Annotated in this window: 22 protein-coding genes and 1 tRNA gene; 4 read left to right on the top strand and 19 right to left on the bottom strand. The window is 69.1% G+C overall.

Translation table 11 applies throughout. The features are described from left to right. Positions 1 to 22: 22 nt before the first annotated feature. From Q1B08_RS03785 to Q1B08_RS03775, 3 genes are read right to left on the bottom strand one after another with little or no spacing between them, the layout of a single operon-like run. Positions 23 to 481: a YaiI/YqxD family protein gene (locus Q1B08_RS03785; protein ID WP_299814996.1), complete on the bottom strand. Its 459-nt coding sequence runs from the start codon at positions 479 to 481 to the stop codon at positions 23 to 25. After that, the gene (locus Q1B08_RS03780; RefSeq protein ID WP_299814993.1) at positions 478 to 1,461 is read right to left on the bottom strand and encodes a hypothetical protein; all 984 of its coding nucleotides are present in this window, start codon (positions 1,459 to 1,461) and stop codon (positions 478 to 480) included. The genes Q1B08_RS03785 and Q1B08_RS03780 overlap by 4 nt, the downstream gene beginning before the upstream one ends. Beyond that, a complete protein-coding gene (locus tag Q1B08_RS03775) occupies positions 1,458 to 2,168 on the bottom strand; it encodes an aldolase/citrate lyase family protein (protein ID WP_299814989.1) in 711 nt (236 codons plus the stop codon). Before Q1B08_RS03775 ends, Q1B08_RS03780 begins: the two co-directional genes overlap by 4 nt. A gap of 298 nt (positions 2,169 to 2,466) precedes the next feature. Here Q1B08_RS03775 and Q1B08_RS03770 point away from each other — a divergent pair, with 298 nt between their 5' ends. Together Q1B08_RS03770 and ilvN are read left to right on the top strand one after the other, a co-directional pair. Beyond that, on the top strand, positions 2,467 to 4,236 hold the full coding sequence (locus Q1B08_RS03770; RefSeq protein WP_299814986.1) for an acetolactate synthase 3 large subunit: 1,770 nt from the start codon (positions 2,467 to 2,469) through the stop codon (positions 4,234 to 4,236). A gap of 71 nt (positions 4,237 to 4,307) precedes the next feature. Beyond that, complete coding sequence (ilvN, locus tag Q1B08_RS03765) at positions 4,308 to 4,874, top strand: acetolactate synthase small subunit (protein ID WP_299814984.1); 567 nt, start codon at positions 4,308 to 4,310, stop codon at positions 4,872 to 4,874. 91 nt (positions 4,875 to 4,965) lie between these two features. On the opposite strand, the gene coaD is transcribed toward ilvN, so the two are convergent. From coaD to Q1B08_RS03750, 3 genes are all read right to left on the bottom strand, one after another. Continuing rightward, positions 4,966 to 5,457, bottom strand: a complete 492-nt coding sequence (gene coaD / locus Q1B08_RS03760; RefSeq protein WP_299814982.1) for a pantetheine-phosphate adenylyltransferase — start codon at positions 5,455 to 5,457, stop codon at positions 4,966 to 4,968. A gap of 336 nt (positions 5,458 to 5,793) precedes the next feature. Next, positions 5,794 to 6,228: a CBS domain-containing protein gene (locus Q1B08_RS03755; RefSeq protein WP_299814980.1), complete on the bottom strand. Its 435-nt coding sequence runs from the start codon at positions 6,226 to 6,228 to the stop codon at positions 5,794 to 5,796. Positions 6,229 to 6,301: 73 nt separating this feature from the next. After that, the gene (locus tag Q1B08_RS03750) at positions 6,302 to 6,649 is read right to left on the bottom strand and encodes a hypothetical protein (protein WP_299814978.1); all 348 of its coding nucleotides are present in this window, start codon (positions 6,647 to 6,649) and stop codon (positions 6,302 to 6,304) included. A 245-nt stretch (positions 6,650 to 6,894) separates the two neighbouring features. Here Q1B08_RS03750 and Q1B08_RS03745 point away from each other — a divergent pair, with 245 nt between their 5' ends. Together Q1B08_RS03745 and Q1B08_RS03740 are read left to right on the top strand one after the other, a co-directional pair. After that, positions 6,895 to 8,031 (top strand): glycosyltransferase family 1 protein, encoded by a 1,137-nt coding sequence (locus Q1B08_RS03745; RefSeq protein WP_299814976.1) that lies wholly within the window; start codon positions 6,895 to 6,897, stop codon positions 8,029 to 8,031. 171 nt (positions 8,032 to 8,202) lie between these two features. Then, positions 8,203 to 8,784, top strand: coding sequence for a L,D-transpeptidase (locus Q1B08_RS03740; protein WP_299814974.1), 582 nt, complete (start codon positions 8,203 to 8,205; stop codon positions 8,782 to 8,784). Positions 8,785 to 8,859: 75 nt separating this feature from the next. On the opposite strand, the gene Q1B08_RS03735 is transcribed toward Q1B08_RS03740, so the two are convergent. The 13 genes from Q1B08_RS03735 to frr form a co-directional block, all read right to left on the bottom strand. Beyond that, on the bottom strand, positions 8,860 to 9,498 hold the full coding sequence (locus tag Q1B08_RS03735) for a VPLPA-CTERM sorting domain-containing protein (protein ID WP_299814972.1): 639 nt from the start codon (positions 9,496 to 9,498) through the stop codon (positions 8,860 to 8,862). A gap of 295 nt (positions 9,499 to 9,793) precedes the next feature. Then, positions 9,794 to 9,870: transfer RNA gene (locus tag Q1B08_RS03730), tRNA-Arg, on the bottom strand. Positions 9,871 to 9,910: 40 nt separating this feature from the next. Further along, positions 9,911 to 11,041: a lipid-A-disaccharide synthase gene (lpxB, locus tag Q1B08_RS03725; protein WP_299814970.1), complete on the bottom strand. Its 1,131-nt coding sequence runs from the start codon at positions 11,039 to 11,041 to the stop codon at positions 9,911 to 9,913. Further along, on the bottom strand, positions 11,038 to 11,817 hold the full coding sequence (gene lpxI / locus Q1B08_RS03720; RefSeq protein WP_299814968.1) for a UDP-2,3-diacylglucosamine diphosphatase LpxI: 780 nt from the start codon (positions 11,815 to 11,817) through the stop codon (positions 11,038 to 11,040). The genes lpxB and lpxI overlap by 4 nt, the downstream gene beginning before the upstream one ends. Next, on the bottom strand, positions 11,814 to 12,611 hold the full coding sequence (lpxA, locus tag Q1B08_RS03715; protein WP_299814966.1) for an acyl-ACP--UDP-N-acetylglucosamine O-acyltransferase: 798 nt from the start codon (positions 12,609 to 12,611) through the stop codon (positions 11,814 to 11,816). Before lpxA ends, lpxI begins: the two co-directional genes overlap by 4 nt. Then, positions 12,608 to 13,081 (bottom strand): 3-hydroxyacyl-ACP dehydratase FabZ, encoded by a 474-nt coding sequence (gene fabZ / locus Q1B08_RS03710; protein ID WP_299814964.1) that lies wholly within the window; start codon positions 13,079 to 13,081, stop codon positions 12,608 to 12,610. Before fabZ ends, lpxA begins: the two co-directional genes overlap by 4 nt. A 28-nt stretch (positions 13,082 to 13,109) precedes the next feature. Then, complete coding sequence (locus Q1B08_RS03705; RefSeq protein ID WP_299814962.1) at positions 13,110 to 13,742, bottom strand: OmpH family outer membrane protein; 633 nt, start codon at positions 13,740 to 13,742, stop codon at positions 13,110 to 13,112. Next, positions 13,742 to 16,090 carry an outer membrane protein assembly factor BamA gene (gene bamA, locus Q1B08_RS03700; RefSeq protein WP_299814960.1) on the bottom strand — a complete coding sequence of 783 codons (2,349 nt, stop codon included), beginning with the start codon at positions 16,088 to 16,090 and terminating at the stop codon, positions 13,742 to 13,744. Before bamA ends, Q1B08_RS03705 begins: the two co-directional genes overlap by 1 nt. A 309-nt stretch (positions 16,091 to 16,399) precedes the next feature. Further along, positions 16,400 to 17,743 carry an RIP metalloprotease RseP gene (rseP, locus tag Q1B08_RS03695; RefSeq protein WP_299814959.1) on the bottom strand — a complete coding sequence of 448 codons (1,344 nt, stop codon included), beginning with the start codon at positions 17,741 to 17,743 and terminating at the stop codon, positions 16,400 to 16,402. Continuing rightward, on the bottom strand, positions 17,740 to 18,954 hold the full coding sequence (dxr, locus tag Q1B08_RS03690; protein ID WP_299814958.1) for a 1-deoxy-D-xylulose-5-phosphate reductoisomerase: 1,215 nt from the start codon (positions 18,952 to 18,954) through the stop codon (positions 17,740 to 17,742). The genes rseP and dxr overlap by 4 nt, the downstream gene beginning before the upstream one ends. 2 nt (positions 18,955 to 18,956) lie before the next feature. Next, the gene (locus Q1B08_RS03685) at positions 18,957 to 19,832 is read right to left on the bottom strand and encodes a phosphatidate cytidylyltransferase (RefSeq protein WP_299814957.1); all 876 of its coding nucleotides are present in this window, start codon (positions 19,830 to 19,832) and stop codon (positions 18,957 to 18,959) included. Then, positions 19,829 to 20,584 carry a polyprenyl diphosphate synthase gene (uppS, locus tag Q1B08_RS03680; RefSeq protein ID WP_299814956.1) on the bottom strand — a complete coding sequence of 252 codons (756 nt, stop codon included), beginning with the start codon at positions 20,582 to 20,584 and terminating at the stop codon, positions 19,829 to 19,831. The genes Q1B08_RS03685 and uppS overlap by 4 nt, the downstream gene beginning before the upstream one ends. A 411-nt stretch (positions 20,585 to 20,995) precedes the next feature. Then, the gene (frr, locus tag Q1B08_RS03675; RefSeq protein WP_299814955.1) at positions 20,996 to 21,553 is read right to left on the bottom strand and encodes a ribosome recycling factor; all 558 of its coding nucleotides are present in this window, start codon (positions 21,551 to 21,553) and stop codon (positions 20,996 to 20,998) included. Positions 21,554 to 22,018 lie beyond the last annotated feature (465 nt).

Raw genomic sequence — 22,018 nt, 5'->3', positions numbered from 1 at the left:
GGATATTTACGAAGCAAAGACATCAGGGACGCGAGAGCCGGGTCAGGATGCGGTCGAGCGCGTTCTTGAAGGCGGCGCGGTCGCGCGGGCCGAACGGCCGCTGGCCGCCGCCCTGCCCGCCGGTCATGCCCTCCATGCCGGGACGCAGCTCGTGCATGAGGTCGCGGGAGGCCAGGGTCTCGCCGATGCTTTCGGGTGTGAACTCCCGCCCCCGCGGGTCGAGCGCCGCGCCGCCGGCCTTCAACACCCGGTCCGCGAGAGGGATGTCCGCGGTGATCGTGACGGTGCCCGGCCGGGCGACCGCGGCGATGGCGTCGTCGGCGGCGTCGAATCCCTCCCCCGCGACGAAGAGCCGGACGAGCGGATGGTCCGCAAGCCGCAGATAGGTGCCGGCCACGAAGATCGCCTGGACGTTGCGACGCAGCGCGGTTTCGGTGATCTCGCGCTTGACGGGGCAGGCATCGGCGTCAACCAGGATCATGCGAAATGGCCGCCGTCGAACGGCACGCGGCGCGTGCCGGATCGAAGCCCGATGGCGAGCGTGTCGCCGTCGGGCCGCAGGTCCGTGACCTCGTGGCATCCGTCGAGGCGAAGAAGCGCGTGCCGGATCACGTGGCGGCCCGGCGGCAGGCAGGTCGGCACGCCCTCGGCCGCAACGCGGGACGTGCCGTCGCGGGCGGCGGCGAACCCTTCGGCGCCCGCGCAGATCGCGTCCTCGATGCCGACGAGGCCGCGCTGGCGGTGCCACGGCGCATGGGCGCGGGCTCCGTTCGACATCCAGACATTCGTCACCGGAAGCTGCTCCGCGCGGCGCAGCGACAGGATCGTGTCGCCTTCCGCGTGACGGGCGAGCGCCGTCCAGGCGAGGCCGGGGTTCGCGACGATCGTGGCGAAGTCCTCGCAGGTTTCGCGCGGGAGGTCGCGCAGGTCGCGCCCGTCGATCTCCCATCCGCCCGCCCGGGCGTTTCGCGCGAAGACGGGCGCCTCCGCGTCGAAGGTCAGGACCGCGCGCGGTGGCGGCGCGGACAGACGGCCACCCTCGGCACAATGGAGGACCGGATGGTGAGCGAACGTCGCGGGCGCGGCGAGGTCGAGGATGTGGGTCTGGTACAAGACCGGATGGTCGTCGCGGACGGCGATCCCCGCGGCCACGCGGCCATAGGGCGTCGCGCAGGTGGCGGTGAGCGCGGACGTACCGGCGCGCGCGATGCGCCAGGGGCCGTTCGCGGCCGCTCCGTGGATGGCGCCGCCGCCGAAATCGTCGTGTCCGAAGGGGAGACAGACGAACGTGCCGCCCAGCCGCCGCTCGACCACGGGAATCGCGGGGTCGGACTGGATCGCGGCGTCGTCCCGCCACGGCGCCGACCAGAGCACGGGGGCCCCGTCGATCTCCAGCTCGGGCAGGTGGCCGCAGCCCGGCTCCCAGACCGCGCGGATACCGCGGGCCGAAAGCGTCCTCACAGCAGCGCGCGCAGACCCTGCGCCAGCACCATCGCGTCGCTGCCCATGGTGACCGCCCGCGCGCCCTGGCGCACCCAATGTTCGGGGTCGGCGGCGAAGATGCCCGCCGGTGTGCCGACCGCGATGAGCCGGGCGATGGCGTCCTCCAGCGCGGCGATGACCTCCGGGGCGGTCGGCGTCGTTCCCATGTCGGCCGACAGGTCGCCCGGGCCCAGGAAGACGCAATCGACCCCCTCCACCGCCGCGATGGCCTCGAGCTCGCTCAGCGCGGCGCGGCTTTCCGCCTGTACCCAGACCGAGATTTCCGCGTTGGCCCGGCCCTCGTAATCGGCGTCGAGCGAATACATGCCGGCCCGCGCGACGGCGGCGCCCTTGCCGCGGATGCCGTCGGGCGGATAGCGACAGGCGGCCACGGCGTCGCGGGCCTCCGCCGCGCTGTGGACCATCGGGACGAGAACGGTGCGCGCGCCGAGATCGAGGGCCTGTTTCAGGAGCCACGCCTCGTTCGCGGGCACGCGCACGATGGCGTCGGGCGCGGCGATCAGGCGGCGGCGGATGTCGCCCGTGTCCCAGGCACCGTGCTCGCCGTCGATGACGATCCAGTCGAAACCCGCCCGCGCGACGAGTTCCGCCATCTCGGGGCCGGGAAGGTTCTGCCAAAGGCCGCGGGTGACGCCCCGGGCGAGCTTGTCTCGTGTCGTGTTCATGGCAAAGGCCGTGGCATGGCCCCCGCCCGTCCGCAAGCCCGGTCGTGGCCGCGCGGGTCGATCGGCGCAACAATCGAACCCGCTTCGCGCCGGTGCGGCAATTTTCTCCGTGCTTCGCGGTTGACGCTCCCGCCCGCGCGGGTATGGTCCCGCCACTGGAGATGACGATGACACGACTTCTCGTAATCATTGGAACAGGGTGCATGGGTCGCGGATAGCGACAGCCATATCGGTAACCATGTGCCCCCGGAGCTGACCCCTCCGGGGGTTTTTCATGGGATCGCAGAGGACGAAGGCTATGACCAAGAACATGGGTGGACGGCAGCTGACCGGCGCGCAGATGGTCGTGAAGGCGCTCAAGGATCAGGGGGTCGACGCGGTGTTCGGCTATCCCGGCGGTGCCGTGCTGCCGATCTACGACGAGATTTTCCAGCAGAACGAGATCCGCCATTTCCTCGTGCGCCACGAACAGGCCGCGGTCCATGCCGCCGAGGGCTATGCGCGCTCCACCGGCAAGGTCGGGGTCGCGCTCGTGACCTCCGGCCCGGGCGCGACGAACGCGGTCACGGGGCTGACCGACGCGCTGATGGATTCGATCCCGATCCTCGTGATCTCGGGACAGGTGCCGACTTTCATGATCGGCTCGGACGCGTTTCAGGAGGCCGACACGGTCGGCATCACGCGGCCCTGCACCAAGCACAACTGGCTCGTGAAGGACACGGCCGCGCTGTCGGGCGTGCTGCACGAGGCGTTCCACGTCGCGCGGTCCGGCCGGCCGGGCCCGGTCCTCGTGGACATCCCGAAGGACGTGCAGTTCGCCTCCGCCGAATACCTGCCGCCGACCAAGGTCTCGACGTCGCATTACCGGCCGAAGCTGCAAGGCGATCCGGCCGAGATCGAGCGTCTGGTCGCGCTGATGGAGGGCGCGGAGCGGCCGGTCTTCTATACCGGCGGCGGCGTGATCAATTCCGGCCCCGAAGCGAGCCGTCTCCTGCGCGGGCTGGTGGAGGCGACGGGGTTCCCGATCACCTCGACCCTGATGGGCCTCGGCGCCTATCCGGCCTCTGGCGACAAATGGCTGGGCATGCTGGGCATGCACGGCACCTACGAGGCCAACATGGCGATGCATGGCTGCGACCTGCTGATCAACGTGGGCGCGCGGTTCGACGACCGGATCACCGGGCGCATCGACGCCTTCTCGCCCAACTCGCGCAAGGTCCACATCGACATCGACGCGTCCTCCATCAACAAGGTGATCAAGGCCGACGTCCCGATCCTGGGCGACGTCGCGCACGTGCTGGAGGACGCGCTCGCGCTCTGGAAGGCCCGGGGCAGCCGGACCAATGCCGGTAAGCTCGGCACCTGGCGGAAGCGCGTGCAGGAGTGGCGCGCGGTCCGATGCCTCGACTTCAAGCAGGAGGGCGCGGTCATCAAGCCGCAATACGCCGTCTCCCGTCTGGAAGCGCTGACCAAGGATCGCGACCGCTACATCTGCACCGAGGTCGGCCAGCACCAGATGTGGGCCGCGCAATACATGGGGTTCGAGGCGCCCAACCGCTGGATGACCTCCGGCGGGCTCGGCACGATGGGCTACGGCCAGCCGGCCTCGATGGGCGTGCAGGTCGCGCACCCCGAAAGCCTCGTCATCAACGTGGCCGGCGAGGCGTCGTGGCTGATGAACATGCAGGAGATGGGGACGATGGTGCAATATCGCCTGCCCGTGAAGCAGTTCATCCTGAACAACGAGCGGCTGGGCATGGTCCGCCAGTGGCAGGAGCTCCTGCACGGCGAGCGCTATTCGCAGAGCTGGTCGGAGGCGCTGCCCGACTTCGTGAAGCTCGCGGAGGCGTTCGGGGCGAAGGGCATCCGCTGCCAGGATCCCGCCGATCTCGACGACGCGATCGTGGAAATGCTGGACCACGACGGGCCGGTCATCTTCGACTGCCTCGTGGAGAAGCACGAGAACTGTTTCCCGATGATTCCCTCGGGAAAGGCGCACAACGAAATGCTGATGACCAACGCCAGGATGCAGGGCGCGATCAACGCGACGGGGGCGGTGCTGGTGTGAACGACGCGCGGCGGGCTTTCCCTGCCGCGCGAAACGTTCCAGAACCCCGCCACGCCACAGGGAGAGAGTACATGCCGCCGCTCAAGCTTAAGAAGGGCTCCACCAGCCATTCCGCCTACAACCTCCGCCCGACCTTCTCGGACGTGCAGGAGCGGCATACGCTGGCGGTGCTGGTGGACAACGAGGTGGGCGTGCTCGCGCGGGTGATCGGTCTCTTCTCCGGGCGCGGCTACAATATCGAGAGCCTCACCGTGGCCGAGGTCGATCACGAGGGGCACACGTCGCGGATCACCGTGGTGACGACCGGCACGCCGCAGGTGATCGAACAGATCAAGGCGCAGCTCGGCCGGATCGTGCCGGTCCACGACGTCCACGACCTGACCGTCGAGGGCCAGGTGGTGGAACGGGAGCTCGCGCTCTTCAAGGTTCAGGGGACGGGCGACAAGCGGATCGAGGCGCTGCGTCTCGCGGAGATCTTCCGGGCCAACGTGGTGGATTCGACGCTCGACAGCTTCGTGTTCGAGATCACCGGGGATGTCGGCAAGATCGATGCCTTCGCGGACCTGATGCGTCCGATCGGCCTCGTCGAGATGGGCCGCACCGGCGTCGCGGCCCTGTCCCGCGGAGCGCGCGCCTAGCGTCGAATCGCGGGGCATCGAAGGTTGCCCATCCGACCGGCCCCGGTGTCGGCCCGACCGGATGGCGCCCCGTGGGTATCTCCGGCCCCTGCTACCCGAACTTGGTCCCGAGCGCCCGCTCTACTTCGGGCGTCACAAAGGCCGCGACGTCGCCGCCGAGCCGGGCGATCTCCTTGACGAGTTTGGATGCGATGGCCTGGTGCTGCGCCTCGGCCATGAGGAACACGGTCTCGATCCGGTCGTTCAGCTGCCGGTTCATACCCACCATCTGATACTCGTACTCGAAATCGGCCACGGCGCGCAGGCCCCGGACGATCATCTGCGCGCCCACGTCCGCCGCGCAATCGATCAGGAGGTTCTCGAACGGATGCGTCACGATCTCGGTGCCTGTTTCCGACGACCAGCGCGCGGCCTCCGCTTCCACCATCGCCACACGCTCGTCGAGGGTGAAAAGCGGACCCTTGTCGCGATTGATGGCCACGCCGATCACCAGTCTGTCGACCAGCGTGCAGGCGCGCCGAATGATGTCGAGATGCCCCAGCGTGATCGGGTCGAACGTGCCGGGGTAAAGTCCGGTGCGCATGGGGTTACTCCCGCACGAAAGTTGCGCGATGCCTGCCATGTCGGTCGGGGGAGCGCAAGCATGGCCGGCTCGCGGGCGGGCCTTGCGGCGCCGGCGGGGTTTCGCGTTCGGCGCGGCGAGGTCCGCGCGACCCGACGGCGCCGTGCCCCGGCTCGACGGCCCGTTCGAGCACGTCACCGGACGCATGGGCAAGAGCCGGCCGCCCGGCGACGCGCGCACCGGACCCCGTGGTCGAGATGCGCGGGCCGGTCCACCCCGCGATTGCGGGTAGGCGCATCCGGGTGCGGTCGCGCCGATGCGCGTCGGGCCCTGCGCGGTCAGAGGGCGCGTCTAGGCTCAGGACCCCGCGATCATCGATTCGAGCGCATCCTTCTCCATCGACACCTCGCTCAGCCGTGCCTTCACCACGTCGCCGAGGCTGATCAGCCCCACGAGGATGTCGCCCTCCTCCACCGGCATGTGCCGGAACCGCCCCTCGGTCATCGCGGTGAGGATCGCCCGGGCGTCATCGCCGGGCGCGCAGGTCTGGAGTTCCTTTGTCATCAGGTCGCTGACTTTGCGCTTGAGGATGCTGCCGCCGTCGCGGCCCAGCTCGCGGACGATGTCGCGCTCCGACAGGATACCCTGCGCGCGCCGTCCGTCTTCGCTCACGACCAGCGCGCCGATCCGCCGCGCGGCCAGTTCGGTCACGGCATCGGCGACGCTGGCCGAAGGGTCGATGGTGAGGACGCCCTTGTGCGCCTTCGAATTGAGAATCTGGGTGACGAACATGCTTGAGCTCCTCCGCAACGCCGTTTGGAAACGTCGCGCCGGCACCCCCGTCCTGTCAAGCACCGCGACCGGCCTAGCGCAGCCGCAGGCCCTGCAGCGTCAGCACGGGACGATTGATGCAGTTCTCGTGCGCGGCACCCACCGCCATCTCGCGGAGCCGGAGCCAGTCCGCCGAATTGGTCGGTCGGGGCCAGTCGTAGACGCTCTCGATCTGGCCCTCGTGGATCGAGATGAGCGGCGAGCCGCGTTCGACAAGCTGCCGCTGCTCGAAGCGCGACTGCCCCCGCATCCGGCCCAGCACGATGACGTCGGCCAGCGCGGCCACGTCGTCGCAGGTCGGGACGTGGGGCTCCGTATCGCGTCGGGGCCCGATCAGGCCGCATCCGCCGAGGACGATCAGGGAGAGAAGAAGGAACCGCACCGCGCCCTTGTGGCCGCCATTCGTTAGAAAAGCGTCAATCGCCGCGCCGATCCCGCGCGGCGACCGAAGCGCCTTGCTCCGGGATGTCGTTCCCTGCAGCGGAGACGATCAGGACTTGATAGGGTCGAGGCCCGGCGAACGGGAAGGACAGGCAGACAATGCGCGAAAAGATCAGTGACTGGATATGGAACCGCGTCGGCTCGGTCCTGAAGGGGCCGCCGGACGGCATCGCCCAAGGCACGGGCATGCTGCGCGGCGGCGATTTCGACGTCGATGTCTGCATCGTCACGAACTGCGCCTTTCCCGGAGGCAATGCCGCCACGACGCTGACCGAGCTCGAAACCTTCGAGACGGCGGGTCTCAAGGTTCTGATCGTCCATTGCAGTCTGAAAAAATCGCGGTGGAAATGGCGCTGGCTCGCGGAGCGCTACCTGCCCTATCAAGATCGCATCGTGTCCGGGGACGAAGTCGAGGCGGTCAGATGCCGAACGGTCATCGTCCGGGGCCCGCGCATGATCATGACGCGTGCCTTCACGAGGCTCGTCGCCAAGATCACGCCGGAGCATGCGATCTTCGTCATCAACAATTCCGCTTGGAACGAAGACAGGCGCCCGATCTTCTCTTGGCCGGAACTGCACCGGAAAGTCGCAACGACAGGATGGCGGTCGAAGGAGGTTTGCCCCACAGGTCCGCTCGTTCGCGCTGAATCGGCACGCGATACGCAGATGTCCGACGTTGCCGAGACGTTGTCGCACCGCGACTGGCCGCCGGTTCTCGACGAGACCGCCTTCGAGTTTGCGCCACGCCCCGAAATGCGGACACCCGTCGTCATCGGGCGCCATGCCAGGGACCATCCCGGCAAATGGCTCGAAGACGGCACCGCCCTTCTCGAGGTATATCCGGATGGCGATCCTGACATCGAAGTTTGCATCCTCGGCGGCGCCCAGACCGTGGAGGCGATCCTGGGCACGGTTCCGTCCGGGTGGACCGTACTGCCGTTCGGGCTCCGTGACGTGCAGGAATACCTCACGAGCCTCGACGTATTCGTGTATTTTCCGTCTTCCGAACGGCAGGAGGCGTTCGGCCGTACGATCGTCGAGGCGATCCTTTCCGGATTGCCCGTGATCCTTCCCCGGCGGTTCGAAGCGACGTTCGGGGATCTCGCGCTTTATTCCACGCCGTCTCGGGTTCGATTGTTGATAGCCAGGCTGGCTGCGGACGACGGGGGGCGCCTGGCATATGTCACCGCGTGCCGGGATCTCGCGGTTTCGCTTTATGCGAGGCCGTCCCTGCTGCATCGCCTCCGGGAAGGAGGGAACATACCCAAACCCGCGCTGAACGAGGATCTTGCAGCCTGGCGTGAAGGTGTCATGAAACCTTGATCCCCGACGCCGTGTCTGCGTCGCTCACGGGGTACACGGCACCCGGCCGTGAGACACCGACCGGCACCTTGCGGCACAAAAGCCATGCCCCCGCAAACGTGATCGCAACGGAACTTAAACTCCCGGTCCGGCATTGCTACCGTCTCTGCGGAGATTGAAGGAGCGATACGTATGACCACCCGTCGCAATCTGATCCTGTCCGCCACGGCCGCACTCGCTGCGCCGACCCTCGCGCGGGCGCAGTACATGGCGGAGGATTTCGGCGGCGTCACCGCGCCGACGAGCACCCGTCGCAACGCTTCCAGCTTCCGGGTGATCGACTGGCGGGACCATTTCGACACGCTCGGATCCGCCACGATCATCGCCGACACGACATCCCGTGCGCTGCATTTCTGGTCCGGCGACGGCTCGATCTACCGGCTCTACCCGACCTCCGTTCCGATGACGGACGAGCTTACGCGGCGCGGCTATTCCAAGATCGTTCGCAAGGCCGTCGCGCCGAGCTGGACGCCGACCGCCAACATGCGCGAGCGCAATCCCGATCTACCGATCAGGGTCGAAGGCGGGGCGTCGGACAATCCGCTCGGCACGCATGCGATGTATCTCGACTGGCCGGCCTACCTGATCCACGGCACGCACGACACGCGCAAGATCGGCCGGCGCTCCTCGTCGGGCTGCATCGGGCTCTACAACGAGAAGGTCGCGGAGCTCTACACGCTGACCCCGATCGGGGCGCAGGTCCGCTTGATCTGAGAATCGTCTGCCATATCGAAGCATCACGGGCGGCCCATCGAGCCGCCCGTTCGCGTTTCCGGAACCCGGGCCGGTTCAGCCCTTGCGGCGCGCCGCGGCGGCCAGTCCGCCGATCCCGGCGACGAGCATCCAGGCCGCGGCAGGAAGCGGCACCGGCGACGGGGGCGGCGTATCGTCGTAGGAAACGGTGAGCTTCTTCACCTTGTACTCGTCGTTCTTCTCGAACGCGCCGAGCGCGAAGATGTCGCTCGTGTAGTCCTTCGAGAAGCCCTCGGTGTGATAGAAGCTGGAGCCGGAGCCGGAGATGCCCTTGAAGTCGACATTCGCGCCGGTCGCGAGGGCGAAGTGATCGTTGCCGTCCCAGTAGCTGAACGAGATATTGTCGAGGCGGACTTCCCTGTTGAAGGTGAAGACAAGCGCTTCCTGCTTGCCGGAGCCGTCGACGAGATGGGTGTTGTCCAGAAGGCTGTTCTGGATGCCGATGCCCTTGTCGTGGCTCTGCGTCGCGATCGGCGTGAAGGCCGCCTTGCCGGTCTTGGCGTCGTAGCCGAAGATCGCGCCTGTCACCGTCAGGCTCAGATCGCCGTAGGTGAACGTGCGCTCGACTTGCGACGTCGAGCCGTCATCGGCCAGCGAGAAGGTATGCGTCGCGGCGTCGGCCGCGCCGGCGAGTCCGAGCGATGCGGTGGTGGCGAAGAGAATGGAACGCAACATGGGAAATTCCTCGTTTGAAAATGGTCGTGTCTGCCCGGCACGAAATGGTGCCACCCTGTCCGGTCGACCCGTTCCGTCCGGCGCTGGCGAGTAGGTCTCTTGTATTGACCGAAACGAATAAAATCATCCGCAGATCAAGGCATTGGTTAACGTTCGCCGATAGGGCCCGCCGGCATGAGGGGCGGCAAAGCCCTGACGGGACGGTCGAGCCTTCGCCACGACACGCCCAGACGATCATGACGCACCCCGAGAACGGGCCGGCTACAGGATCCGGCGATAGCGACACGAGGGAGAATGGCGCACCCATCAGGATTCGAACCTGAGACCTCTGCCTTCGGAGGGCAGCGCTCTATCCAGCTGAGCTATGGGTGCTCCGAAAGGCGGGATAGACGCGATGGGCGTTCCCCGCAAGTCACTTCCGCAGATGCGCCATCACGGATCGCGCGGCGCGCAGGCCCGGCGCCTCGCCGCCGCGACCGAGCGCCGCCATCGCCCCGTCCAGCGCCGCCGTCTGCGCCTCCCGCTCGGATGGTGCGGACAGGAGGCGCGCGAAGGCCTCGCCGATCGGGCCCGGCCGGCAGGCGGGACCGAGGAACTCCGGCACGACCGTTCGGCCGGCGATCAGGTTCACAAGCGTCACCGTATCGACCTTCAGCAGGCGGCTGACGATCTGCCGGCTGATCCAGTTCATGTCGTAGGCGATCACCATCGGGGTCCGGGACGCCGCGAGTTCGAGGCTGACCGTGCCGGAGGCCGCGAGCGCCGCGCGCGCCGCGCCGAAGGCCGCACGCTTCTCGCTTGGTTCCGTCACCAGCATCGGGTCACCGGGCCACCTGCGGATCAGGTCGCGAACACTCTCCGCCAGGTGCGGGACGGTGGGCACGACGACACGCGTGTCCCGGGGCAGGCGTTCCAGTGCCGCACCGAAGACCGGCGCCAGCCGGGTCACCTCGCCCCGCCGCGAGCCCGGCAGGACGAGCGCCACCTCGCCGCCCGCGCGGCCCCGAAACGCCGCGCATTCATCGGCGCTCGCCTGACGCTCCGCCACGACGGGATGGCCCACAAAATCGCAGCTCATGCCGGCGGCCTTCATGAAGGGCGGCTCGAACGGCAGGAGCGCCAGGACGTGGTCGACGACGCGCGCCATCCGCGCCGCCCGCCCGGCCCGCCACGCCCAGACGGACGGGGCGACGTAGTGGATCGTCGCCAGGCCGGGCCGCGCCGCGCGCGCCTTCCCCGCGACGCGGAGACAGAAATCCGGGCTGTCGATCGTGACCAGTGCGTCGGGGCGCAGCTCGGCGATGGCGGCCGCCGCGGCGTCGCGGCGGCGGAACAGGTCGGGCAGACGCGGCAGCACCTCCGCCAGCCCCATTACCGAAAGCGTCTCCATCGGGAACAGGCTCACGAACCCTTCGGCGATCATCTCCGGCCCGCCGACGCCATGCAGCTCGATCCCCGGCTCGAGCGTCCGCAACCCCCGGATCAGCGCGGCGCCGAGCCGGTCGCCCGATGGCTCGCCGGCGATCAGGAAGAGCCGCGTCATGCCGGGGCGAGGAACAGGCCGGTCGTCGCGAGCCGGATGCGAAGCGCGTCCGGGTCGAGGACAAGCACGTCGCCCGCCGCCACGGCGATCCCCGCGAGTCCCGCCGCGGCCGCGCGGGTCACGGTGTCCGGCCCGACCGTCGCCATGTCGATCCGCCGGTCCTGCCCGGCCTTGGCCGCCTTGTAGAGCACGCCGCCCCCGGGCCGGCTTTCGACGCGCGCGAGGCTTTCGAGCATCCAGTCCGTCCCCGGCATCGCCTCCACCGCCAGCACCTGCCCGCCCGCGACGACGCAGCCCTGCCCGACGTCGAGGGGGGCGAGCGCGCGATGGACGGCAACGGCGCGGGCGATGTCGGCGCGGTCCCGGTCCGTCGGCGCGCCGACCGCCGGCACGTCGAGCAGGCCGGGGGCAAGATCCTGCGGTGCGACGATCTCGATCCCCGCCTCCTCGAAGAAGGCGATCACGATGCGAAGCGCGGCGTCGTCCCCCTGCCCGAGCGCCTGCATCATCCGCGGCACGAGCGGCACCGTCGCCGTGTCGAGCGCGGCCAGGTCGAGCTTCGGCCGGGCGATGCGGCCTGCGAAGCAGATTTCGGTCACGCCCCCGGCGCGGAGCGTCTCGATCAGGCTGCCCAGCGTCTCGACGCGGAACGACTCGGAGGCGAGGCCGTCGGGCGCGAAGCCCTCGAGATGCCAGGCGCACCAGTCCCGTCCCTCCAGCGCCGCGGCAAGCGTCGCGGGCAGGCGGCCCGCCCCCGCGATCAGGGCGAGGCTCACTTCGGGACCAGAAAGCTGCGATCCGAGGCGCCGGTGATGAAGGCGACCATGCGCCGGACGTAGTCGCTCTGCGTCTCGTCCCCGAGGCGGCGGGCACGCTCGATAAAGGTCCCCTCGCCCTGCTTCAGGGTGAGGAGCGCGACGCGCAGCGCCTGGATGTCCTCGCGCGCGACGCCGCGGCGCTTCAGTCCGACGAGGTTCAGCCCGTCGAGCTCCGCCCGCGGCCCCGCGACGAGGCCGTAGGGCACAACGTCGTTCGTCACCATGCTGAGCGCGCCGATGATCGCGCCCTGCCCGATCCGCACCCATTGATGGATGCCCGACAGGCCGCCGATGATCACGTCGTCCTCCACCACGCAATGTCCGGCGACCGCGCTCTGGTTCACGACGATGACGCGGTCGCCGATCCGGCAATCATGCGCGACGTGGCAACCCGCCATGAAGAGCCCGTCGTCGCCCACCACGGTCTCGCCGCCGCCGCCCGCCGTGCCGGGATTCATCGTCACGTGCTCGCGAATGCGGTTGCGCGCGCCGATGACGAGCCGGGTGCGCTCCCCGGAGAACTTCAGATCCTGCGGCACCTCGCCGATCGAGGCGAAGGGGAAGATCACGCTGCCGGCCCCCACGTCGGTCCAGCCGGAAACGACGACGTGGCTGCGCAGCTCGACATCCGCGCCGAGCGTCACATCCGCGCCGACGACGCAGAACGGCCCGACGACCGCACCGGCGGCGATGGTCGCGCCGTCCTCGACGATGGCGGAGGGATGGACTCGCGCGGCGGGGTCGACGCTCACGCTCCGGCCTTCGCGGCGTCCTTCGCAAGGTCGATCATCGCGGTGAATTCGGCTTCGGCCGCGACCTCGCCCGCCACGCGCGCGGTGCCGTGGAAGCGCCAGACCTTGCCGCCGGCCTTGCCCCGCGTCACCTCGACCTGCATCTCCAGCACGTCTCCGGGGACGACCTTGCGACGGAACTTGGCCTTCTCGATGGACATGAAGTAGATCAGGGCCTCCCGGTCGATCAGGTCGTTGCTGATCCCCACGAGGACGCCCGTCGTCTGGGCCATCGCCTCGATGATGGCGACGCCCGGCATGATCGGGGTGCCGGGAAAATGACCCTGAAAATACGGCTCGTTGGCGGTGACGTTCTTGATGCCCGTGGCGGATGTGTTCGCCACGATGTCCCGCACCCTGTCGACCAGAAGAAACGGATACCGGTGCGGGATGATCCGCTGGATCAGCTGAATATCGGCTTCGGTCGTCATCGGGCCCCCTCGTCTTGTGCCGCCGGTCCTAGCCGGGGTCCGGTCGCGGGGCAACAGGTTCGGGCTCCGTGGCCGGGGCCGGCGGGGCCTCGCCCGTCTCGGGGCGAGGCCGCGGCGCCATCGGACGCAGGCCCGCGCCGTCGCCCAGGGCCGCGTCGATGCGCTTCTGCGCGAGCGGCGTGATGTCGATCTCGTCGGCCGAGGCGATGGCGAACCGCTTGTCGAGGATCACCAGCGCATCGGCCTCGCGCGCGAGTTCGACGAGGATCGGGTTGGCCTGTTCGAGAAACAGGGCCTGCGCGCGCTCGGTCTGCTGCGCGATGGCGCGGGCCTTGGCGTCCTGCGCCTGCCGGATGGCGGTCACGCGGGTGTCGAACGCGGCGGCGAGCTCGCGGAAACCGTCGGGGTCCATCGTCGCACGGCGCTCGGTCAAGGCTCGCTCCTCCGTCTCGAGCTCGGCCTCGAGGCGCCGGTTCTCCGCCGCAAGCTCGTTGGAGGCCGCCTCGATATCGGCGGCGACGCGGCGGCCGAACGCGCTCTGGGCATAAAGGGCGTCACGGTCGAGCACGACGATCGGCGATTGCCGCAGGCCGGCGGGCGGCGCCTCCTGCGCGGCGGCCGGCCCGGCCGCGATCAGCGCGGCGAGCAGCACGCCCCGCATCAGAAGCGCGTCTGGATCGTCAGGTCGAAGTTCTGATCCAGGTCGTAGTCCCGCTTGCGGATCGCGCGGGTGAAATTGAAGCGCAGCGGTCCGATCGCCGTGTCCCACAGGATGCCGACGCCCACGGCCGAGTTCAGGTAGAAGTCGTCGTCGATCGGAATCGGCCCGGAGGCGGACACCTCGTCGAGCCCCCAGACGGACCCGGCATCCAGGAAGGTCGCGCCGGCAACGCCGTATTCCTCGGGGATGAGCCCGATGGGGAACTGCGCCTCGAGCCGCGCGGCGACGAAGGTGTTGCCGCCGAGCGCATCGTCCGAGAAGTTGAGGTCGCGCGGCCCGATACCGCCGGCCTCGAACCCGCGGATGATGGACTGGTTGTTGAAGAAGCGGTTCGCCTCGCGGGAGTTCCCGTCGCGCAGGTTGACGAGCGTGCCGCCCTCGAACGTCGCGTTCAGGATCACCTCCTCGTTGCGGACGGTGCGTTGCGCGGTGGCCGCGAAGGTCGTCTGGACGTATTCCTCGTCGCCGCCCACGCCGGCGAATTCCTGGCCGAAGCGCAGGCGGTAGCCGCGTGTCGGGTCGAGGCCGCGCCCGATCGTGCTGTAGGTCCAGCTGTAGCCGACGAAGGAGGTGGTCGCCTCGCCCTCGTCCTCGAGCAGGATCGGCGAAAGCTCGACGCCCTCCCGCGCGTCGAGCTCGTCGCGCTTGATGCCGTAGTAGAGGCCGAGCCGGCTGAACTCGCCCGACGGAAAATCGATGCCCGTGCGGAACCCGGCGATGCGGCTGTCGAAGGTCAGGTTGTCCTGCGAGTTGCGGATGTAGAAGAGCGAGAAGTTGAGCGCGAGGTCGCGGTTCAGGAAGAAGGGCTCGGTGAAGCTGAGCTGCGAGCTCGAATTGTCCGACGCGGTGTCGATGTCGAAGTTCACCGTCTGGCCGCGGCCGAGAAAGTTCGACTCCGAGAAGTTGAACGCCACGCCCGCGCCCCGCTGGACGGAATAGTTCACCCCGAAGCCGAGCGCGCCGGTCGGCTGCTCCTCCACGTCGACGTCGACGATGACCTGCTCGTCGGTGGATCCCTCGCGCGCCGTCACGTCGGCCTGCGCGAAATAGCCGAGCGCGCGGATGCGGTCGGCGGCGGCGCGGATCTCGCGCGGGTTGAACGGGTCACCCTCCACCGTGGCGAATTCCCGCCGGATCACCCGGTCGAGCGTGGTGGCGTTGCCCTCGATGTCGATGCGCTCGACGAAGACGCGGGGGCCGCGCTCGATCACGAAGGTCGTGTCGATGGTCTGGTCGCTCGGGTTGCGGCTGAACTGCGGGCGCACGCGGATAAAGGTCCGGCCCTGCTGCGTGGCCAGAAGCTCCAGCCGCTGCACGGTCTGGTCGATCGCCTGCGGCGTGAACAGGTCGTCCGGACCCACGCGAATCTCGGACTGGTACTGGGCGAGGTCGATCTCGGGCAAAGCGGAGGAGACGCCAACGCGTCCGAAGCCGAACTGCTGCCCCTCCCGGATGCGGAACGTCAGGAAGTAGGCGTCGCGATCGGGCGAAAGCTCCGGCGTGGCCGACAGGATCTCCGCGTCGGCATAGCCGCGCGACAGGTAGAAATCCTGCAGAAGCTGCCGGTCCACGGCGACGCGCTCGGCGACGAAGGTGTCGGACCGGATGATCGACCGGAACAACCCGGCCTGCGTCGTTTCCAGCACGCGCCGCAGGCGGCGGCCGGAGAAATCGCGGTTGCCGACGAAGCTGATCCGCTCGATTTCCGAAACCCGGCCCTCGGCCACCTCGAAGACGAGATCGACGCGGTTCTCGCTGCGCTCGATGATCCGGGGCTGCACCGTCGCCGCAATCCGCCCGCCCTGCGTATAGGCCTCGGTGATGGCGGCGGCGTCCTGTTCGGCCAGCGCGGGGTTGTAGACGCGCCGCTCCTGGCTTCCGATCACGGACAGGAGCGCGTCGTCGGGGATGCGCGCGTTGCCCTCGATAGAAACGCGGTTGATGGTGGGGAACTCCTGCACCATCACCACCAGGCGATTGCCCTCGGGCATCAGATCGACCGACCGGAACAGGCCCGAGGCCTGCAGCCGCTGATAGCCCGCGTTGAGCGCGCCCGCGCTGATCGGCTGCCCCGGCGTGACACCGAGACTGGACAGGATCGACGCGGCCTCGATGCGGGTGTTGCCCTGCACGTCGAAGCTGTTGAACGTATAGGTTTGCGCAAGGACCTCACCGGACAGGACCACGGCGGCGACCATTGCGGACACCGTCAGTCGAATGCCACCGCGCCGCGAACGCGTCGCAGCCTCCCGACCGGCCCCCTTGAAGGCCCTGCCCCGTCCGCTCATGTCCGTCTGCCCCGATCTCGGTATTATTACCGACGGTCCTACTGGCCATCCCCGATCATGTCAAAGCTGGCGGGCCTCCGGGGGAACGCGCTGTGGCCTTCGGGTCAGCCCAACCGGACCCGGGCGGCGAGGCAGGCCGTCCGCGGGATCGCGGCGCCCACGAGGGCGCGATCGCCCACCACGCCGAGAAGGGCCGTCATCGCCGGACACCCGCTCCGCATCCGTTCCATTCCGTTCCCTCCGCGCATCGTGCGGGCGGGATCGCAGGACTTCGCAGCCTCCTTGCGGCCCCCCCGGCGATCGCGGGGCCTAGCAGAAGATGTCGTTCCAGAGCGCGAAGACCATCAACATGCCCATCATGGCGATCCCCGCCGTCATCAGCACGCGCACCGCCCCGTCCGAGGGCGGCCGCCCGCGCACCGCCTCGTAGGCGTGGAACACCAGATGCCCGCCGTCCAGGACGGGGATCGGAAAGAGATTGAGCATTCCCACCGCGGCCGAAAGCCCGGCGATGAACCACACGAAGGTCTCGAAGCCCTGGCTCGCCGCCGCGCCGGAGGTCTCGGCGATGCCGATGGGTCCCGACAGGTTGCAGGTGCTGATCTGCCCGGTGACGATGTGCCCGAGCGCCGAGATCGAGGAGGACAGGATGTACCAGGTCTGGCCAACGCCGTAGGCCAGCGCCTCCAGCGGCCCGGCCCGCTCGGTCACCGGCTCGAAGAACAGCCCGCCGCTGATGCCGATCAGGTAGCGCGTCTCGAACCCGCCATCCGCGAGCGGGATCGCCATGCTGCGCGGGGTGACGGTGAAACGCAGCGTCTCGCCGCCGGCTTCGCCCGGCCGCCAGACATCCACGGTTATCGGGGCGCCGTCCGCCGCGCGGGTCGCTTCCTGCAATCCCTGGAACGAATGGACTGGCGTGCCGTCCACCGCGACGATCACGTCGCCGGTGCGAATGCCCACATCCCAGGCGGCCGAGCGCGGCTGGACCTGTGCCGCGCGGGCGGGCATCGGCGGGGCGGCCTCCACCTCGATCCGCGCCCCGTCGCGGCGCACGTCGTAGGGCAGCGTCGCGCCGTCCGGCGCCGTCGCGCCCGCCCCCGCCAGATCGCCGATCGCCTCGATCGGGACGTCGCCGATGGCCAGCACCTCGTCGCCCGGCGCCAGCGTCTCCACCCCCGGCGGCAGCGCCACGAGCTCGCCCACGACGGGCCGATCCACCGCGCGGCCGAGCACGAGGACGAAGCCCGCGAAAATCAGGATCGACAGGACGAAGTTGAAGACCGGCCCCGCCGCCACGGTGGCCGCCCGCCGCCACAAGGCCGCGCCGGTCATGGTCTGCGCCCGCTCCTCGGCGGAAAGCGACAGCATCTCCACGTCCGAGCCCATCGACGCAGCGTCCGAGTCGCCCCGGAACTTGACGTAGCCGCCCAAAGGCAGGGCCGCGACCTGCCACTGCGTCCCGTGCCGGTCCATCTTCGACCAGATCACCGGACCGAAGCCCACGGAAAACACGTCCGCCTTGATGCCGCACCAGCGGCCGACGATGTAATGGCCGTATTCGTGGATTGCCACGATCACCGACAGCGCCACGACGAAGGCCAGCACCGTCCAGATCGCGCCGCCGAATTCGGGAAGGAAGGAGGCGATCATGGCATCTGTCCTGCGCGTCTGGGCGTTCCGGTCGAGCCTGCCAGCTCCGCCGCGCGGTCGCGGGCGAGCCGGTCGGCCTCCATCACCATATCGAGCGTCGCCGCCCGGGCTTCAAGGCAACCCTCGGCCTCCATCCGGTCGAGCACCCGTTCCACCAGCGGCGCCATCTCCGTGAACGACAGCGCGCCCGCGATGAACAGGTCGAGCGCCGCCTCCTTCGCGGCGTTGAACGCGGCCCCGGCAAGGCCGCCCGTGGCCATGACCCGTTCCGCCAGCGCGAGCGCCGGATAGCGGGCGGGGTCGGGGGCCGCGAAATCGAGCCGCGCGACCGCGGCGAGGTCGAGCCGCGCGACCGGCACCTCGCGCCGGTCCGGCCAGTTGAGCGCGTGACCGATGGCGTGGCGCATGTCGGGCGCGCCCAGATGCGCCATCATCGCCCCGTCGTTGAACTGCACCAGCGCGTGGACGAGGCTCTGGGGATGGACGATCGCCTCGATCCGCTCGGGAGCCAGGCCGAAGAACTCGTGCGTCTCGATCAGCTCCATCGCCTTGTTGAACATGGACGCGGAATCGATCGTGATCCGCTGCCCCATCTCCCAGTTCGGATGCGCCCCGGCTTCCGCCGGCGTGGCGTGGGGCAGCCGCGCCAGCGGCCAGTCGCGCAGCCCCCCGCCCGAAGCGGTAATGACGACCTTCTCGACCGTGGCGATATCCTCGCCGCGCAGGGCCTGGAACACGGCGGAATGCTCGCTGTCCACCGGCAGGATCGTGGCGCCGTGCCGCGCGGCCTCGGCCATCAGGATCGGCCCGGCGCAGACGAGGCTTTCCTTGTTGGCGAGCGCCAGCACCGTTCCATGACGCAGCGCGCGCAGCCCTGGCGGCAGGCCCGCCGCACCGACGATGGCCGACATGATCCAGTCCGCCGGACGGTCCGCCGCCTCCAGAAGCGCGGTCGCGCCCGCCGTCGCCGCGACGCCGCTGCCCGACAGGCGCGCGCGCAGTTCCGGCAGGCGATTCTCGTGCGCGGTGACCGCCACCTCCGCGTGCAGACGGATCGCGTCGACGGCCAGCCGTTCGACATTCGCCCCGCCGGTCAGGGCGACCACGTCGTATGCCTGCGGCGCGCGCGCGATCAGGTCGAGCGTGCTCTGCCCGATGCTGCCCGTGGCCCCGAAGACCGAGATCCGGCGCCGTCCTCCCCCCCCGGTCACCGTCATCCGACGCCGGGCACCGGCGGGAATTCGGAAAGCGCGTCGATCACCAGAAGCATCAGCGCCGCGCCCAGCATCGCGTCGAACCGGTCGAAAAGGCCCCCGTGTCCGGGCAGGAGCTGCGAGCTATCCTTGACGCCCATCTTCCGCTTCACCGCGGATTCCGCGATGTCGCCCATCTGCGCCATCATCGCGAGCGCGACGGAAATGCCGATCACCTCGTAGCCCGAATCCTGCCAGACGAGCCAGATCACGCCGACCAGCGCCGCCCCGATCCAGCCCGCGATGGTCCCCGACCACGTCTTCTTCGGGCTGACCTTGGGCCAGAACTTCGGCCCGCCCAGCATCCGGCCCGCGAAGTAGCCCGCCACGTCGGACACCACCACGACCGAGATCAGCCACAGCATCCAGGGCAGGCCGAACGTCGTGAGAAGCTGCGTCAGCGACAGGCCCGACAGCACGATCGCCGCCGAAAAGGCGACCATGATGCGGCGGTGATTGTGCAGGAACGCGATCCCCGCCATCGGCACCAGCATCAGAAGCGGCAGCCCGAAGCCCACCGGCACGAGGTTCGCGAGAAACAGCGCGCCGCCGCCCACGCCCGCCATCAGCTTGGCGCGCTTGGGCCCGCACCGAAGCATCGTCGCAAGCTCCCACAGCATCAGCCCGACGCAGACCGCGATCAGCACCACGAAGATCAGCCCGCCGATCCAGATGGCCGCCCCGCCGATGACGAAAAGGAACCCCGCCGTCGCCAGACGCGGCACCAGATCCTGGAACCGTCCGGCGAGCCGGGGCTCGAGCGGCGGCTCCATGGCGAAGTCGAAGAGCGGCGGCTCCTCCTCCGGGTCCTGCGTCGCGGGGTCGCGATCGCTCACGCGAGAACACCTCCGAAGCGCCGCTCCCGCGTGCCGAACCGGGCGAGGATCGTCTCGAAACACTCGCGCGTGAAATCCGGCCAGAGCGTGTCGACGAACTCGTATTCCGCATAGGCCGACTGCCAGAGCAGGAAATTGGAGATCCGCGCCTCGCCGCTCGTGCGGATCACGAGGTCGGGGTCGGGCAGCACATGCGTGTCGAGATAGCGCGGCAGCGTCTCGGCCGTGATGCTTTCGGGGTCGAGCCGCCCGGAGGCCACGTCGCGGGCAAGCCGCTTGGTCGCCCGCGCCACCTCGTCCCGGCCGCCGTAATTGAGCGCGACCGTCAGGTTCACCCGCGTGTTGTGCGCCGTCAGCGCCTCGATCATGTCCATCAGCCCCCGCAGCTTCGCGTCGAGCTGCAGACGGTCGCCGATGAAGCGGACGCGCGTGCCCTGCTGCAGGAGCGAATGGGCCTCCGTCTGGATGTAGCGGCGGAACAGCGACATCAGGCCCGACACCTCGTCCTGCGTGCGCTTCCAGTTCTCGGTCGAGAAGGCGAAGACGGTGACGTATTCGACGCCCAGATCCGGACAGGCCGCCACGATCTCCCGTACCCGCCGCGCGCCCGCGCGGTGGCCGAGCAGGCGCGGCCGGCCCCGGCGCTGCGCCCAGCGGCCGTTGCCGTCCATGATGATCGCGACGTGACGGGGGCCGCCGTCGAATAACGGGGCGGCCGGCGTCCTGCCGACGGTCTGCGTCGAACTGACCATGTGTCGGGTCTCTCCTTGCCGTCTGATCGGCGGGGGTCCGGTCGGTCTAGCACGCGTGGCGCGCAATGTCCCGAACGAGGATCGTCCGCGTCCGGGGCTACCGCGGAAATTGTTTCCGAAGTGTTACGCGGGATCGCCCCGAAGCGGAATCCCTGCGCCCGGATCGGCCGAAGAACGCGCAGAACGGACCCTGCCCCTCCCGCCTCGTCGCGGCGGCGCCATGCGACACTCGGTTGGTCTCCACGCTTGTCTCTCTGCCGCACCCGGTCCGCCGATTGTCGTCGTCCCCGACGCGACCGCCCGTCCGGGTTTCTTGCCGTCTCCGGGCTTCCCGGGCGCATCCGGGGCTCCGCCCTTTGCCGCCCCGCGCAGTCCGCAGGACTTCCCGCCGCCCTTCGGGCGGTTCGGGCGTCAAACCTGCATGATCTCGGCCTGTTTCTCCTCCAGCGCGCGGTCGATCTTCTTGATATAGGTGTCGGTTATCTCCTGAACCTCGCCTTCCCACATCTTGGCCTCGTCCTCGGCCAGCCCGTCGGCCCGCTTGATCTTGTCCATCCCGTCGCGGCGGATGTTGCGGATGCTGACGCGCGCGTGCTCGGCATATTGGCCGGCCACCTTGGTCAGGTCGCGCCGCCGCTCCTCGTTGAGCTCGGGAATCGGCAGCATGATGATCGTGCCGTTGAGCTGCGGGTTGATGCCCAGCCCGCTCTCGCGGATCGCCTTCTCAACCTTGCCCACGAGGCTCTTGTCCCAGACGTTGATCGTCACCATCCGCGGCTCGGGCACGTTCACGGTGCCGACCTGGTTGATCGGGGTCGGGCTGCCATAGGCGTCGACCATCACGGGCTCCAGCATCGAAGCCGAGGCCCGGCCGGTCCGCAAGGAGGCGAACTCCGTGCGCAGGCTGTTCATCGCGCCGTCCATGCGCCGCTTCATGTCGTCGGTGTCGAGCTCGAAATCGTCGGCCATTCTGTTTCCTGCCCTTCTGTTCGGGGGCGCTATACCGGCCTTTTCGCCGCCATGCCAGTTCCCCGGAACGGTGGCCACGGCCGTTCCCGTGACCGGGAGGCGGCGCCGACATCCTCGTCATCGAGACATGCGACGGCCACGACCGCATCCGCGACCACGAGGACGACCGCGACACGACCGGGATCTCCGCCGACCCGATTCCACGCGACGACAATGCGGGCAACCTGCTCGACCGCTGCGACGCGGATCTCGGCCGGAACGGGCGGAGTGGGATCGAGGACTTGCGCGTGGACGCCCCGCCGGGCGCACCTCCCTACGGGCCGGGGACGAACTCGCGTTCGTCCCGTTCGGCGCTGAGGGCCGTCCACTGGACGCCCCTCCGGGCGCGCCTCCCTACGGGCCGGGGACGAACTCGCGTTCGTCCCGTTCGGCGCTGAGGGCCGTCCACTGGACGCCCCTCCGGGC

Source organism: uncultured Jannaschia sp. (assembly GCF_947494025.1).
GTDB lineage: Bacteria > Pseudomonadota > Alphaproteobacteria > Rhodobacterales > Rhodobacteraceae > Jannaschia.
This window is presented reverse-complemented; position numbering and strand designations above follow the sequence as displayed.